The following is a 13,487-nucleotide window of genomic DNA, read 5'->3' on the forward strand; positions in this document are numbered from 1 at the left end:
CCTGAATTGATTCGCCGTAAATTTTCGATTGATGGCTGCATGTGCGCGCCGAGTGCGCAGATTGCGCCGCGTCCACCCTTTCGAAACCATAGATTGTCGCATCCGGAAACCAGTCGTTCACCATCCCCGACAAATGGGCGGTGAATGGCTGCGTCAAAGCCTCGCCAATGCACGGTGTTTGGCAGCAGGCCGCATTGCCTTAGCGTTCGCTTAAGTTCGCTCTGACACGTTGACCTGCAATCACCAAGGAGGCGTTCCGGCGCGTCTGTCTGACGACTAAGCCGAAGCGCGAGTGCTGTGAGTAGTTTGAGTCTGATCCGCGATTGCCTGGATGCGCTGCTGCATCCGTCGGCGCAATATGATGCGCTGACGCGTGCGCGCCATCGTGCCTTCATGGCGCCGCGGCTGCTCGGCAGCCTGGCGGCGCTCGCTTCCTTTCCGGCCTTCCTGGCGATGCGCGGTGCGCCCACAGCGATCGAGGTCGCGGCATTTGCCTGGCTGATCGCGCCGATCCTGCTGTCATGGTTCCTGTCGCGCACCGGCCGCTATGAAGGCGCGCATGTGCTGTCGTCGCTGGCGCTCGCGGGTCTCGTGATGATGATCGCGGCGTCCACCGGCGGCATCGCGTCGTTCGCCACGGTTTGGCTCGTCGTGATTCCGATCGAGGCCGCATTGTCGGCCTCGCGGCGCGTGGTCGCCTTTGCGTTCGCGTTGGCGATGATCTGCGCGGCGTTGCTCAGCGTGCTCGGCCATTATCACCTGCTGCCGTTCGCCGATCCCGCGGTCGCGACCAACAGCACGCTGATCGGGTTCGGCGTCGTGTCGGCGATCTTCTATGCGGCCGGGCTCGCCTTCGGCGCGGAATCGCTGGCGCGCACCAGCGTGGCGCTGCTCTATGTCGAGGAGGAGCGTTACCGCCTGCTCGCGCACAACATGAGCGACGTGCTGTCGCGGCACAGCCGCAACGGCGCGGTACGCTTCATTTCGCCTGGGGTCGAGATCATGCTCGGCGTGCCGGCATCGCGGCTGTTGGGCCACGGCCTGTTCGACCGCGTTCATGTCGCCGATCGCCCGGCCTATCTCACCGCGCTGTCGGACGCGGCACGCGGCGAGTCCCGCAGCGTCGAGTTCCGGGTGCGCCGCGACGCCGCGCGCGGCGAGACCGCCGAATTCATCTGGGCCGAGATGCGCTGCCGTCCGCTGGAGCAGACCGCCGCCGATGCCGAGGTCGTCGCGGTGATCCGCGATGTCACCGATCGCAAGGTGCAGGAGCAGGCGCTGGAACAGGCGCGCAACGCGGCCGAGCAGGCCGATGCCTCGAAGACGCGCTTCCTCGCCACCATGAGCCACGAGCTGCGGACCCCGCTCAATGCCATCATCGGCTTCTCCGAGATGATCGCGCAGGAAGACGTGCTCGGGCTCGACGCGGCGCGCCGGAAGGAATACGCGCAGCTGATCAACGACTCCGGCCAGCATCTGTTGTCCGTCGTCAACGGCATCCTCGACATGTCGAAGATGGAGTCCGGCAATTTCGAGATTTCGCCGGAGCCGTTTGCGCCGCGGCCGGCGCTAATCAATTGCTGCAATCTGGTGGCGCTGAAGGCGCGCGAGAGCGGTGTGGACCTCGTCACCCGCGTGCCCGACGATCTGCCGATCGTGAATGGCGATCCGCGCGCGTTCAAGCAGATCGTCCTCAATCTGGTTTCCAACGCCATCAAGTTCACCGAGCGCGGCGGCAAGGTGACCGTATCGGCCAGCGTCGAGGGGGCGCGCCTGCTGCTGCGCGTCTCGGACACCGGCGTCGGCATCGCCGCCGACGATCTCAAGCGGATCGGCGATCCGTTCTTCCAGGCCGGCAAGACCTATCAGCGCCGCCACGAAGGCACCGGCCTTGGCCTGTCCATCGTCAAGGGACTGGTCGGCCTGCATAACGGCGAAATGAACGTGGAGAGCAAGGTCGGCGAGGGCACCATCGTGTCGGTCGCGCTGCCGCTGGCGTTCACCCCGCCGGCCGCGGTCGAGCCGTCCAGCAATGTCTCGACCCTGAAGCCCGCGCTGCGGTCCGGATTACAAGAGCAAACCCATCAGGTGAAGAAGAGTGCCTAGACAGACTTTGGATGACGATGAAACGCCGCGCCGTCGCCGCGGCGCCAAGGCAGTGGCCATCGCGGCCGAGGAAGAACGTGGCCTCGTGCTGCGTCTGCTGCTGCACAGTCCGAAGGATCTCGTTGCGGGCGTGCTGGCCGTTTCCGCCATCGTTGCGATCCTGATCAATGCGCTGTTCCTGCAGGCCGGCCGCCATCCGTCGCCGATGTTCGGCGGTTCGGTCGTGACGCTGCCGCCGCCGGCACCGCCTGTAGCGGCCGCCAGTCCGTTGCCGCGTCCGCGCCCGGCCGAGGCCGCCGCTGCCATGGAGCCACCCAGGCCGGTCGAGGTGAAGCCCGTGGAGACCAAAGCGGTCGAAGCAAGGCCTGTCGAATCCAAACCCGTTGAAGCAAGATCCGCCGAACCCAAGCCGGTTGATGCGAAGCCGGTCGATCCGATGGCGAGCCTGGTGATGAAGTCGACCGCCGCGCCGCCGGCCGCCGCACCGTCGAGCGTCATTCGTCCGCCGGCACCGATCCCGACGGCGCATCTGAGCCCGGCCGGAAAACGCATCGCCGCGGTCCAGCGTACGCTGACCGAATATGGCTACGGCCAGCTCAAGCCGACCGGCACGATCGGTGCGGACACGCAGACTGCAATCGCGAAGTTCGAGCGCGCCCGCAAGCTGCCGGTGACCGGGCAGATGTCCGATCGCCTGGTGCACGAACTCAGCGTGATGATCGGGCATTCGATCGAGTAGTTCTCCGCGACGGCATTGAAAAAGTGTGTTCGTCATGCCCGGGCTTGTCCCGGGCATCCACGTCTTTGAGAGTTGTTGAAGCGAAGACGTGGATGGCCGGGTCAAGCCCGGCCATGACGAGCTAGGGTTTTTCGCCCAGCAGAACGTCCCTGACCTCGTCGGAGAACAGCTTCTTGCGGCCGGCCAGCAGCACCCATTCCGGATCGTCGCGATCCGGAACGGCGCGCGGCATGCCGTGATCGAGCAGGGCGTGCGCGCAGCCCACCCAATCGCCGCCACTGACCGGCTCATTGCAGGAGGCCCACGACAAGCTGCCGGAGGCATTGTCGCCAAAGCCGTGCTGCTCGGTCCACTCTGCACCGTGCTCGAGCAGGAAGCGCGTCAGGGCGGCGTTGCCGCGGAATACGGCGTGATTGAGCGCCGAGCCATCCCAGTCGCCGCCGCGTACCGCGATGGGCCAGCCCAGCTCGACCATTAGCCGCACCGCGTCATCGCCACCCGCCGCGGCGAGCTCCGGAAGCAGGCGCAATTGCTGTGGTGAAAGCGCGCCGGGAAGGTCGGGCCGGCTGGCCTGGATCCGCCGTGCCTCGCGCGCGTCGCCGCTGCTGCACGCTGCGACGAAGCGTTCGTCATCGGCCAGCGTCTCGGCACCGGTGCGCTCCCGCAGCAGCTCGGCGACCTCGGTCAGTCCGAATTGCAGCGCGTAACGGTAGGCGCTGAGACCGTCCGGTGTCGTGATGTGCGTGTCGGCGCCGGCGTCGAGCAAGGCCGCGATGCACGTCCGCGACCGCCGCCGCCGGATCGCCCACATCAGCGGCGAGCCGCAATCGGTCAACGGCGCATTGCGGGCGGGCTCGTTCGGATTTCCACCATGCCGCAGCAGCAATTCGAGTGCCGCCACGTTCTCGTCGTCGAGCACCTTGTACATCGCGTTGGTGCCGGCGATCCGCGCGCCATGCGCGAGCAACACGCCGGTCGTCACGAAGCCTTCCAGCGAGTGGTACAGCGATTCATTGTCGTTGGGATTGGCGCCCGCTTCGAGCAAAAGCCTGGTCAGCTCGAGATCGTGATTGCGCCCCGCGGCGCCATACAGGGCCGACAGCGGATTGCCGTCGTCGGGCGCATCGAGCGATCCCGGCGGCCAGCGGCTACCGATATGCTGGTCGGGACTGGCACCGGCCTGCAGCAGCAGGCGCGCACAGCGATGCAGCCGCGGCTGAAATTCCGGAATCTGCAGCAGGCTGGAATGCGTGACCGCGACCAGCGGCGGCAGCTTGAGCGGACCACCGGGACGGTTGACCCATGCGGGATCGTTGGTTGCGGTGCGCCGTATCGTTTCCTCGTCGCCAATGGCGCAGGCAAGATAGGGATCATCGGCCACAAGGCCGGGATCCTCTTTGAGCATCCGTACCGCAACGCGCGGATTGGCGCGATCGGTGGTGCCGTCGACGTCGGCGGCATAGACCAGCTGCAGCCACCGCCGCACGCGATCGTCCTTGCTTTTGCCGGGCGGCAATTGCGCCTCGACGTAACGCCGCAAATCCGGCCATGAGGCAAAGCCAAGATCGCGTGCCACGCAGGACTGCGCGTCGTGGAGCCGCAGATCGAGCGCGGCGATGTCGGCGTCGCTGCGGCCGGCCGCGGCCGGAAGCGCGTGGCGGAAACGGGCGTAAGCTTCCGGCGCCTGCCGCCGGTAAAGGCGGATCAGCTCCTTGGCCTGCTTCTTCAGATGTTCGAGATTCAATCGCGCGCGCGATCGGTCCATGGAAACCTCCGTGCATCAATCGCCGATGGTCCACAAAACCGGCTGCACAAAGGCTTGATTTGCTGCTTCAATGTTGCAAGTGGGTTCAACCCTTCCCGTGGACCCGGGCGCGGCTTGCACGCAAGCTGAGGATATGAGCGGCCGGCGCGCCGGTCAACCCGCCGTTTGGCGTGCGGCGATTGGACGGCGTCACGCCGCTGGCCTATAGGTCTGCGCATGCGATTGAAAACAAGTATTTGGGTCGCGGCCTATCTGCGCCGCTGCCAGACCGAGGGCGTGTTCGGCGCGATCCGCAAGAAGGGCGCGGAGGAGGCCGGTGCCGTCTTCGTCAAGGTGGCGCTGATGGACGGCAACGCGATGCTGTACGCGCCGGCGCCGCAGACGGTCTATGACGACAGCCGTCCGGCCGAGCGGTTGTTCGTGCCGTCGGCGTTGCAGCCGGTGCCCGAGCCTTCGGTCGAGGAGCGCTTGACCAAGGAACTTCGCTTCGATCCCGACGCCTGGATCGTCGAGACCGAGGACCGCGCCGGGCGGCATTTTCTCGATCTGGCGAAAAACTAGCTTCCGGATTTCTGGTTGCGGATGGCCGGTGCGCTGCCGGGCTGCACCACGGATCGCGTCTGCGAGGCTGCTGCACGCACGCGGTGACGCTCATCGTCATAGAGCGACGAGCGATACTTGGCGCGCGCCACCGCCATGGTCGAGCCGCGCCACGCCGCCAGCATCACCAGCGCCGAGCGCTCGCTCAGATGATCGTACAGCCGCGACAGGCGGTAGACATAGTTGACCGACGAGCCGGCTTCCGGATTGAGGAACATCAGGATGCGCTGGAACGCGGCGCTCGACACATCAAGCGCCCGCATCGCGCAGGCGAGCGGCTCGCCGCCGGGATCATTCACCACGTCGGCGGCGATCCGCGACGGCAGGATCAGCGCCTCGCCGAGCTCGAGCGTGAAGTTATCGATGTCTTCGGCAAACGCCGCCATCTCCAGGATATGGATCGCCCGCGCGGCGCGGGCGGCCGGAATCCGCGCCGCCGCCTTCAGCGGCGTCTCCTGCAGATTGTGCAGGATCTGCGCGCGTTCCTTCGCGTTGGCGGCAAAGAACATGTCGGAGATCTCGGCGGCATCGTTCGGCCGCATCGCGAGGCTCGCCGCCATCCGCAGCTCGGCTTCGGTCGGAATCTTGGCGGGCAGCGCGGACGGTGACGGCGCGGGAATTGGACCGGCAGCCGGCATCGGCTGGTCTGGACCGCCGCGCCGCAGCCCGAGCTTGTCCATGATCCCAGCGGGCGTTGCCGGATAGATCGCAAGCCGTGCGCGGACGGCGGCGCGTGTCGCGTCGTCGACCTCGTCGATCAGGCGCGAGGTCAGCTCGACGAACTGGCGCTCTTCGTCCGCCGAGTGTGCGCTGGCCTGCACATAGAGGTCCGTCAGGACGCGCAGCAAGGTGGGGCGGATGTCGACGCCCTCGCGGCGGGAGAGCGTCATCAGCCCATCGAAACCAGGAAATAACGGAGCTGCGCTCATCTCGGGCGTACGCACTTGCCAGTAAGGAATCGGTTTGAAAACCTTGTGGCAGCGAGCCTACGCAGGCTGCTTTAAGAGCCGGTTAAGGAAAACAAGCCGTGAAGGCGAATGCTCGCATTTGCGCGTGTCCATTAAGGCACAGCGCCATATCCGTAACCGTCCGTATCGGCGGCTTAAGATGTCATTAACCATGCGCGTTCTTAACTCGGCAGGCGCGGGGCAAATCATGTCCGTGCGGGGCCAGAGAGAACGGAACATGGGCACCATCGTTGAGTTTCCGGCGGATGCGGCTGCGCGGCGGCCGAGCATGGCCGGTGCTGCCGGCGAAGGCATGGGGACCGTGCTGATCCTACCCGTCGTCCGGATCGAGCGAACGACGGAGGAGACCGGTGGCGATCGCGGACCGGAGCAGGGCACTGCGCAGGGCCGCCGTCGCCGACGCCGCTCCTGATCGCGGACATCGCGCAATGCCGGAGCTTGTGCAGCGGATCGCCGCGTGGCGGCCATTCCCGGCGCTGATCCTGCTGCTGGCGGGCTCGGCGCTCGCGGGTTGCAGCGGCGGCGATTTCGGCCGCACCCGCGCCGATTTCCGCAACGACGACATGCATCGCTGGATGGGCGCGGAGGCGACCGGCAGCGTCGGCAGGAACGCCTCGCAATTCCAGCTCACCGAACACGAACGTCAGCTACGCGATCTCGCCTATCAGTTCATCGAGCCGCCGCTGTCGCGTCCGGCGTGGAAGAGCGTGTTCGGCGACTACCAGCCGCTGCCGGCGCCCTGGCGGCAGAGGGTCGTGTTCGACCGCACGGCGTATGGCCGCAATCTGATCGACGAGCCGCATCGCTCGTTCGCCTCGCGCTATTCGCTCTTGATCGACGAGGTCCGCGACGACATCACCCGGTTCGAGCCGTTCTTCGCCGTCGCGATCCAGGTGATCGAGCTCGACCGCAAGCGCAATGCCAGCCTCAAGATGATCGCGGACCTGTCGCCGCGCGAGAAGGCCGATGCGGTCGCGCGGATGGAAGAGAATGCGTTGATCGTGCAGTGGGTCGGGCAGAGCCTGGAGCGGCGGATCGCGTCCTATCGCTGGGCCCTGGAGCGGCTGGTGATCCAGGCGCCCGACGGCATGGCTGCCGACGCCGAACGCCAGATCAACGAGCTCGCCCGGCTTACCGCCAATGCGCCGCTGGTGTCCGCGCCGGTTGCTGGGCAGGCCGTGGTGTCGAAGGGCTAGGCCCGCCTCGCTTTCCTCGTTGACGATCTGACGCGGCGACTGCTCGGTTGCCGCGGCAGGCTCGCGATGAACGCCTTCAGCGCATCCGATGGCGGGTGGGCCGCGGGATAGGCGAGGCCGACCTGGCGCGTCACGTCGATATCGAGCGCCCGCACCGCGACATCAGCATTGCCGCGCGCGACGCCTTCGGGGACGATCGCAACGCCGACCCCGGCCGCCACCAGCGCCATCGCCCATTCCTCGGATTCCGCGATCGCCACCGGCTTGCGCGGCGGTGACGTGCGCTTGAAGAATTCCTGCTGCTCGCAATGGCAGCGATCGATCATCGGAACGCCGGCGAAGTCGGTGGTCCGGAGCGTCTCCTTCAAGGTCAGGCGATGCGACGGCGGCAATGCCGCGACATAGCGCTCGCTCCACAGCGGGACGAAGTGCTCGCCGGCGGTGATCATGGTCCTTGCGACGATCCGCGCGTCGGCCTTCTCGTTGGCGCCGACCAGCCGGAGCGCGAGGTCGGCATGGCTCGTCAGCGGCTTCAGCAGCGCGATGGTCCGGGCCTGATCGAGCGTCCGCAACAGTCCGAGCGTCAGCGCCTGCCTGGTCGCGGGCTTGCGAAACAGGTTTCGCGCGGCGTCCGCCTCGTCGATGATCTTGCGGGCGATGCCGTGAAACTGCGCGGCTGACTCGGTCGGGGCCATGCCCTTCTTGTGCCGGATGAACAGCGTGGTGCCGAGCTCGGCCTCGAGATTGGTGATCGCCGCCGAGATCGACGGCTGCGAGATGAAGCAGCGCTTCGCGGCGGCGGTGAGATTGCGCTCGCGGTAGACCGCGGCGAAGTAGCGGAGTTCGCGTATATCCATAGGTAAATCCTATCGTATAGATAGAGAGACAATATTTTACCTATGGAAAGGCGGGTGGCAAGCCTGCGCTGACTTCAGCGGAGGACTGGTCATGCGCATCCACCATCTCAACACCGGCACCATGTGCCCGATCGGCAAGCGGCTCGTGAACGGCAGCGGCAGCATCTTCCAGCGGGCGCGGATGGTCTGTCACTGCCTGCTGGTCGAGAGCAATGACGGCCTCGTGCTGGTCGATACCGGGATCGGGCTCGGCGACATCGCCGACCCGCCGCGGCTCGGGCGCAAATGGGTGCGGCAGACCACGCCGCGGCTCGATCCGGCCGAGACCGCCGTCCAGCAGGTGAAGGCGCTCGGCTTCTCGCCTGATGACGTGCGCCATTTGCTGCTGACGCATCTCGATCGCGACCATGCCGGTGGCGTGCCGGACTTTCCGAAGGCCAAGGTGCACGTCCATCGCAACGAATACGACATGGCGGTGACGCACCAAGTCGCGCCGCCGCAAGGACGCTACATCACGGCGCAGTGGCAGCACGGGCCGGACTGGGCGTTCTACGGCGCCGATGGTGAAGACTGGTTCGGCTTCAAGGGCGTGCGCGCGCTTGGTGACAGGGAACCGGACATCTTGATGATCCCGCTGCCGGGGCACACGCTTGGCCATTGCGGGATCGCGGTGCGCGACAAAGACAGATGGCTGCTGCACGCCGGTGATGCCTATTTCCATCACGCGCAGCTCCACGCCAGGCCGCGGATCCCGCTGGTGCTCGGCATGTTCCAGCGCCGCGCGGATATGGATCGCGCGAGGCGCATCCAGAACCAGGAGCGGCTGCGCCAATTGAAGGCGGCGCATGGCGCTAGCGTCACGATCGTCAACAGCCACGATCCCGTCGACTACGAGACCTGCCGCTGCGGCCGGCACGCGCTGGCAGCGAGCTAGCGCTTGCGCGCCGCGGGCGGTGGGGCCGGAGCGGGCAGCGGCGGCGGCGCCTCCGGCTTGGCCGCGACCGGCTCGGTCTGCGGCTTGCAGGAGGAGGCCGCGAGCGAGGCCTGCGCCTGCGGCATCAGGCCGGGCTCCGGCGCCAGCGCCTTCAGCAGGATCAGGCCGGTTGATGTCGGGGAGTCGATGATCAGCCGGTCGGCGGCGGTGACTTCCTCGTCCTCCGGCAGCTCGTTGTGCTGGGCTTCCGTCATCAAATAGAGCTCGATCACCTTCTTGCCGGCGGAGCGGTCGTTGATCGCGTAATAGGCGACCTCGTTGCGCGTGTAGAACGATACCGACGTGTAGGCCTGGCTGACCGGCACGGTGAGCTTGAGCGGCGCGCTGGAGAGATCGTAGCGGCAGATCGCCATCGCGAACGCCGGATCCATCAGCGGCATCGGCGAGTGGGTCGGGTCGGCCAGCGGCAGCTGCGTGACCTCGTTGAGCTTGGTCATCGGCGTCAGCCGCGAATAGGCGTCCTGCGAGGCGATGCGCGGCAGCGCCAGCACGCTGACGAGATGCACCACGCCGCCGAGCAGCACGCCTGCGAGGATGGTGAACAGCAGCCGGATCATGGGCAGCCCGTCGTTGCGATCGAGGGCATCGGCGCGTCGCGCTGGGTGCGGGTCGCGACCCCGACCGGCGTGTCGTAGAGGCGCAGCATCAGCGCGTAACGTTCGATGCCGCCGGTCGGCAGCCAGTTGCCGGCGCGCGAGCGCGAGGCGATGTGGATCTCGAACGTGCCGTCGGAGGCGCGCATGATCTCCTGGCTGGTGAAGCCGTAGCGCTGCAGCGAGTTGGCGACCAGATGGCCCTTGCGGTCGAACAGCGTCAGCGTCCAGAACCGCGCCGCCGGCGTCACGCCGCTGACCACGATGTCGCAGCGGCCGTCGAGCGGCTTGTTCTTGTCGTCTGATGTCGCCGAGAAGGCGATGCCGTCGCCGGTGCCGATCGGCAATTCGCCGCTGCGCGCGATGGTGGCGCGCGAATAGGGGTCGACGTCGGAGGTGCCGTTTTTCGGCCGCGCGGTCCAGGCGCCGATCTTCAAGGTGCCGAGATCGGTGCCGCGCGTCGCCGTCGCGTAGGTCAGGCCGAGGCCGACCGCGGTGGCGATGACGAGTGCCAGCAGGGTGGTGAGGAGGAGCCGCACGTCAGTTCTTGCGTGGCGCAGGAGTTGTTGTCGCGCCGTCCGGCCCGGCCGCGGCAATGTAATTTTCGGGGAACGCCAGCGCGCTCGAGGATTCCGGCTTGCCGGCCTTCGAGGGCTCGTTCAGCGTGGTTTTGTTGGCGGTCTTGGCGGCGTCATCGAGCAGCTTCTCGACCCGCACCAGGATATCGGCACCGCGCTTGGTCAGCACCGGCGGCGGACCCGGCTTGGTCTCCAATATGCGCGGCGCTGCGTTGGCCTGGGCATTGGCCTGCGCCGGCTGCGGCGGCAGTTTCTGGCCCATGCCGACGCCGTTGAGTTCTTTCACCTCAACACCCTGATGCGCGGCGACCATGATGTCGTGCCAGGTCTGCGCCGGCAGCGAGCCGCCGGTCATGCGGTTGGTCGGCGAATAATCGTCATTGCCGTACCAGACCGCGCAGGTGAAGTTGCCGGTGTAGCCGACGAACCAGGCGTCGCGATAGGCGTTGGTGGTGCCGGTCTTGCCCGCGGTCGGAATACCGTCGAGCGCGGCGCGCCGCGCGGTGCCTTCGCTCACCACGTGGCTCATCATGCCGGCCATGTCGGCGGCGATGTTCGGCGGAATGGCCTGCCGCGGCTTCGGCCCGTCGCGGTCCCAGCGCCACACCAGGTCGCCGGCGCCGGTGCGCACCTCGAGCACCGAATGCGGCGTCACCGCCTTGCCGCGGTTCGGGAAGGTCGCATACGCCACCGCGTGCTCGATCACCGTGACTTCGTCGGAGCCGATCGGCAGCGACGGCGTATCGGGCAGCGGCGCCTTGAGGCCGAAGCGGCGCGCGACCTCGACGATCTTGGCGCGGCCGGCCTTCGGGCCACCAATGTTTTTGCCGAGCTCGATCGAAAGCTTTACCGGCACCACGTTGATCGACCGGGTGATCGCCTGCGTCAGCGTCACCGAGCCGGAATAGGAGTGGCCATAGTTCTGCGGGCACCAGTTGCCGATGCAGACCGGGCCGTCGACGATCTTCGAGTTCGGCGTGTAGCCGTTCAATAGCGCCGTGGTGTAGACGTAAGGCTTGAACGACGAACCGGGCTGGCGATAGGCGTCGACGGCGCGGTTGAACTGGCTCGCGCCGTAGTCGCGTCCGCCGACCATGGCGCGGATGCCGCCGTCGAGATCGGACACCACGGTCGCCGCCTGCGTCGCGTGATAATCACGCCCGAACTGCCGGAGCTGGTTCTCGATCGCTTCCTCGGCCGCCTTCTGCACGTTCATGTCGATCGCGGTGCGGACCACGAAAACACGCTCGGTGTAGGATTTCGGGAAGGTGTCGACCAGCTTGCGCATCTCGTCGAAGGCGTAGTCGAGATAGTAGTTCGGCGAGTTCTCGTCGCGCCGGTCGACCGCGATCGCCGGGTTGCGGCGGGCGCCGAACACCTGGCCCTCGGTCATGAATCCGGCATCGACGAGGTTGTCGAGCACGACGTTGGCGCGGGCGCGCGCCGCGGGCAGGTTGATGTGCGGGGCGTATTTGGTCGGCGCCTTGAACAGGCCGGCGAGCATCGCGGCTTCCGCGAGGTTCACGTCGCGCACCGACTTGTTGAAGTAGAAATGCGCCGCGCCGTCGACACCGAAAGTGCCGCCGCCCATATAGGCGCGGTCGAGATAGAGCTTCAGGATCTCGTTCTTGGTGAGGCGCGTCTCGAGCCAGATCGCGAGGAAGGCTTCCTTCACCTTGCGCTCGATGGTGCGCTCGTTGTTCAGGAACAGGTTCTTGGCGAGCTGCTGGGTGATCGACGAGCCGCCCTGGCGGACGCCGCCGGCCTGCGCGTTGGTGACGAGCGCGCGGGCGAGGCCCGGAAAGTCGATGCCGAAATGGTCATAGAAGCGGCGGTCTTCGGTAGCGAGCGTCGCCTTGATCAGATTGTCCGGAAAGTCTTCCAGCGGGATCGAGTCGTTATGCTTGATGCCGCGGCTGCCGATCGGGTTGCCGTAGCGGTCGAGGAAGGTCACCGCGAGATCGGACTTCTTCAGCCAGTCCTCATCTGCGGTCTCGCGGAAGGCGGGGATCGCGAGCGTCAGCATCAGGATCATGCCGCCGAGCCCAATGGTTGCGGCTTCCGACAGCGGCTCGATGAACACCCACCGCTTCCAGCGGCCGACATAGAAGCGGTCCATGAAGGTGGAATAGCGCTCGTAAAGCTCGCGCAGGCCCTTGCCCGACGAGAACAGCGTCGAGTCGATACGCGCATCGAGGTCCAGGAAGAAGTTCCGAACCTTCTGTTTCCAATGCGACGGCATGATCTGGCGGACCGGACCCTTGATCAGTTCGACAGCGCTGCGCCTGCCCAAAACGGGCACAGGCCAGCGTCTTGCTTCGATGTTGCGGCAATCCCAAGGCGCTTTTGCGTCGTTGGGGACTCGTTCGTTGTTCTATCCGAGCGGCTGCCATAAACCAATGGCGCGGCTGGCGAATTTAATGAAAGCCCTAACGCTGCCCACCGGCTTTTGCGACCCCGCAGGTGCTCCCCCTTGCGGAGCCGGCGCCGGCGTCCCAAGAAGAGCTGTACCGCCATGTCAGGGATATCATGACCGCACCGCCCAAGCGCCCGTCGGACCAGGATGGATTCTTCTGGAAAACCAAGACGTTGGAAGAGATGTCTGGCGACGAATGGGAGAGCCTGTGTGACGGCTGCGCACGTTGCTGCCTGGAGAAGCTCGAGGACGAGGACACCGGCAAGATCTATTTCACCCATATCTCCTGCAAGCTGCTCGATGCCGGCCTGTGCACCTGCAAGGACTATCCGAACCGCTCCGACCAGGTTCCGGATTGCATCCGCCTGACGCCCGAAAACGTCCGGACCCTGAACTGGCTGCCGCCGAGCTGCGGCTACCGGCTCGTGGCCGAGGGGCGGGACCTCTATTGGTGGCACCCTTTGATTTCGGGCGACCCCAACACCGTTCATGAAGCCGGCGTGTCGGTGCGCGGGCGGGTGCAGGGCACCGAGATCGACGTCAACGACGCCGATCTCGAGGATCACATCGTGCGCTGGCCGGGATTGTTGCCGAAGCAAGCACGGCTGAAGAAGCGGCCGAAAGCGCTGGGCAAGACGACCAAGGCGTGACGTCGCAACGAGCGCTGCGATCACG

The 13,487-nt window shown here is 66.3% G+C and carries 13 protein-coding genes; 7 read left to right on the top strand and 6 right to left on the bottom strand.

The genetic code is table 11. The annotated features are described in order from the left end of the window. Positions 1-297: 297 nt before the first annotated feature. Both WDM24_RS13485 and WDM24_RS13490 read left to right on the top strand, forming a co-directional pair. Complete coding sequence (locus tag WDM24_RS13485) at positions 298-2,106, top strand: ATP-binding protein (protein WP_166293707.1); 1,809 nt, start codon at positions 298-300, stop codon at positions 2,104-2,106. Beyond that, a complete protein-coding gene (locus tag WDM24_RS13490) occupies positions 2,099-2,845 on the top strand; it encodes a peptidoglycan-binding domain-containing protein (protein ID WP_338831575.1) in 747 nt (248 codons plus the stop codon). Before WDM24_RS13485 ends, WDM24_RS13490 begins: the two co-directional genes overlap by 8 nt. Before the next feature lie 121 nt (positions 2,846-2,966). Here WDM24_RS13490 and WDM24_RS13495 read toward each other — a convergent pair whose 3' ends face one another. After that, positions 2,967-4,610, bottom strand: coding sequence for an ankyrin repeat domain-containing protein (locus WDM24_RS13495; protein WP_166293711.1), 1,644 nt, complete (start codon positions 4,608-4,610; stop codon positions 2,967-2,969). A 216-nt stretch (positions 4,611-4,826) separates the two neighbouring features. Here WDM24_RS13495 and WDM24_RS13500 point away from each other — a divergent pair, with 216 nt between their 5' ends. Then, positions 4,827-5,171 (top strand): DUF1491 family protein, encoded by a 345-nt coding sequence (locus WDM24_RS13500; protein WP_338831576.1) that lies wholly within the window; start codon positions 4,827-4,829, stop codon positions 5,169-5,171. On the opposite strand, the gene WDM24_RS13505 is transcribed toward WDM24_RS13500, so the two are convergent. After that, positions 5,168-6,100, bottom strand: a complete 933-nt coding sequence (locus WDM24_RS13505; RefSeq protein ID WP_224741735.1) for a DUF2336 domain-containing protein — start codon at positions 6,098-6,100, stop codon at positions 5,168-5,170. The genes WDM24_RS13500 and WDM24_RS13505 overlap by 4 nt on opposite strands. 295 nt (positions 6,101-6,395) lie before the next feature. Here WDM24_RS13505 and WDM24_RS13510 point away from each other — a divergent pair, with 295 nt between their 5' ends. After that, entirely contained in the window at positions 6,396-6,590 is a 195-nt protein-coding gene (locus tag WDM24_RS13510) for a hypothetical protein (RefSeq protein WP_029082055.1), read from the top strand. 16 nt (positions 6,591-6,606) lie between these two features. Beyond that, entirely contained in the window at positions 6,607-7,374 is a 768-nt protein-coding gene (locus WDM24_RS13515) for a hypothetical protein (protein WP_338831577.1), read from the top strand. Here WDM24_RS13515 and WDM24_RS13520 read toward each other — a convergent pair. Beyond that, the gene (locus WDM24_RS13520) at positions 7,371-8,231 is read right to left on the bottom strand and encodes a LysR family transcriptional regulator (RefSeq protein ID WP_338831578.1); all 861 of its coding nucleotides are present in this window, start codon (positions 8,229-8,231) and stop codon (positions 7,371-7,373) included. The genes WDM24_RS13515 and WDM24_RS13520 overlap by 4 nt on opposite strands. Positions 8,232-8,322: 91 nt before the next feature. Here WDM24_RS13520 and WDM24_RS13525 point away from each other — a divergent pair, with 91 nt between their 5' ends. Further along, complete coding sequence (locus WDM24_RS13525) at positions 8,323-9,165, top strand: MBL fold metallo-hydrolase (protein ID WP_338831579.1); 843 nt, start codon at positions 8,323-8,325, stop codon at positions 9,163-9,165. Here WDM24_RS13525 and WDM24_RS13530 read toward each other — a convergent pair. Genes WDM24_RS13530 through WDM24_RS13540 form a run of 3 tightly spaced genes read right to left on the bottom strand, consistent with a single transcriptional unit; the run spans position 9,162 to position 12,638 of the window. Beyond that, on the bottom strand, positions 9,162-9,782 hold the full coding sequence (locus tag WDM24_RS13530; protein WP_338831581.1) for a DUF1254 domain-containing protein: 621 nt from the start codon (positions 9,780-9,782) through the stop codon (positions 9,162-9,164). The two genes, WDM24_RS13525 and WDM24_RS13530, sit on opposite strands and share 4 nt — an antisense overlap. Continuing rightward, the gene (locus WDM24_RS13535; protein WP_029082050.1) at positions 9,779-10,357 is read right to left on the bottom strand and encodes a DUF1214 domain-containing protein; all 579 of its coding nucleotides are present in this window, start codon (positions 10,355-10,357) and stop codon (positions 9,779-9,781) included. The genes WDM24_RS13530 and WDM24_RS13535 overlap by 4 nt, the downstream gene beginning before the upstream one ends. 1 nt (position 10,358) lies before the next feature. Next, positions 10,359-12,638, bottom strand: a complete 2,280-nt coding sequence (locus tag WDM24_RS13540) for a PBP1A family penicillin-binding protein (protein ID WP_338832384.1) — start codon at positions 12,636-12,638, stop codon at positions 10,359-10,361. Between the two features lie 287 nt (positions 12,639-12,925). Here WDM24_RS13540 and WDM24_RS13545 point away from each other — a divergent pair, with 287 nt between their 5' ends. Continuing rightward, entirely contained in the window at positions 12,926-13,462 is a 537-nt protein-coding gene (locus WDM24_RS13545) for a YcgN family cysteine cluster protein (protein WP_338831582.1), read from the top strand. Positions 13,463-13,487 lie beyond the last annotated feature (25 nt).

The organism is Bradyrhizobium sp. 27S5 (assembly GCF_037217225.1).
Lineage (GTDB): Bacteria > Pseudomonadota > Alphaproteobacteria > Rhizobiales > Xanthobacteraceae > Bradyrhizobium > Bradyrhizobium septentrionale.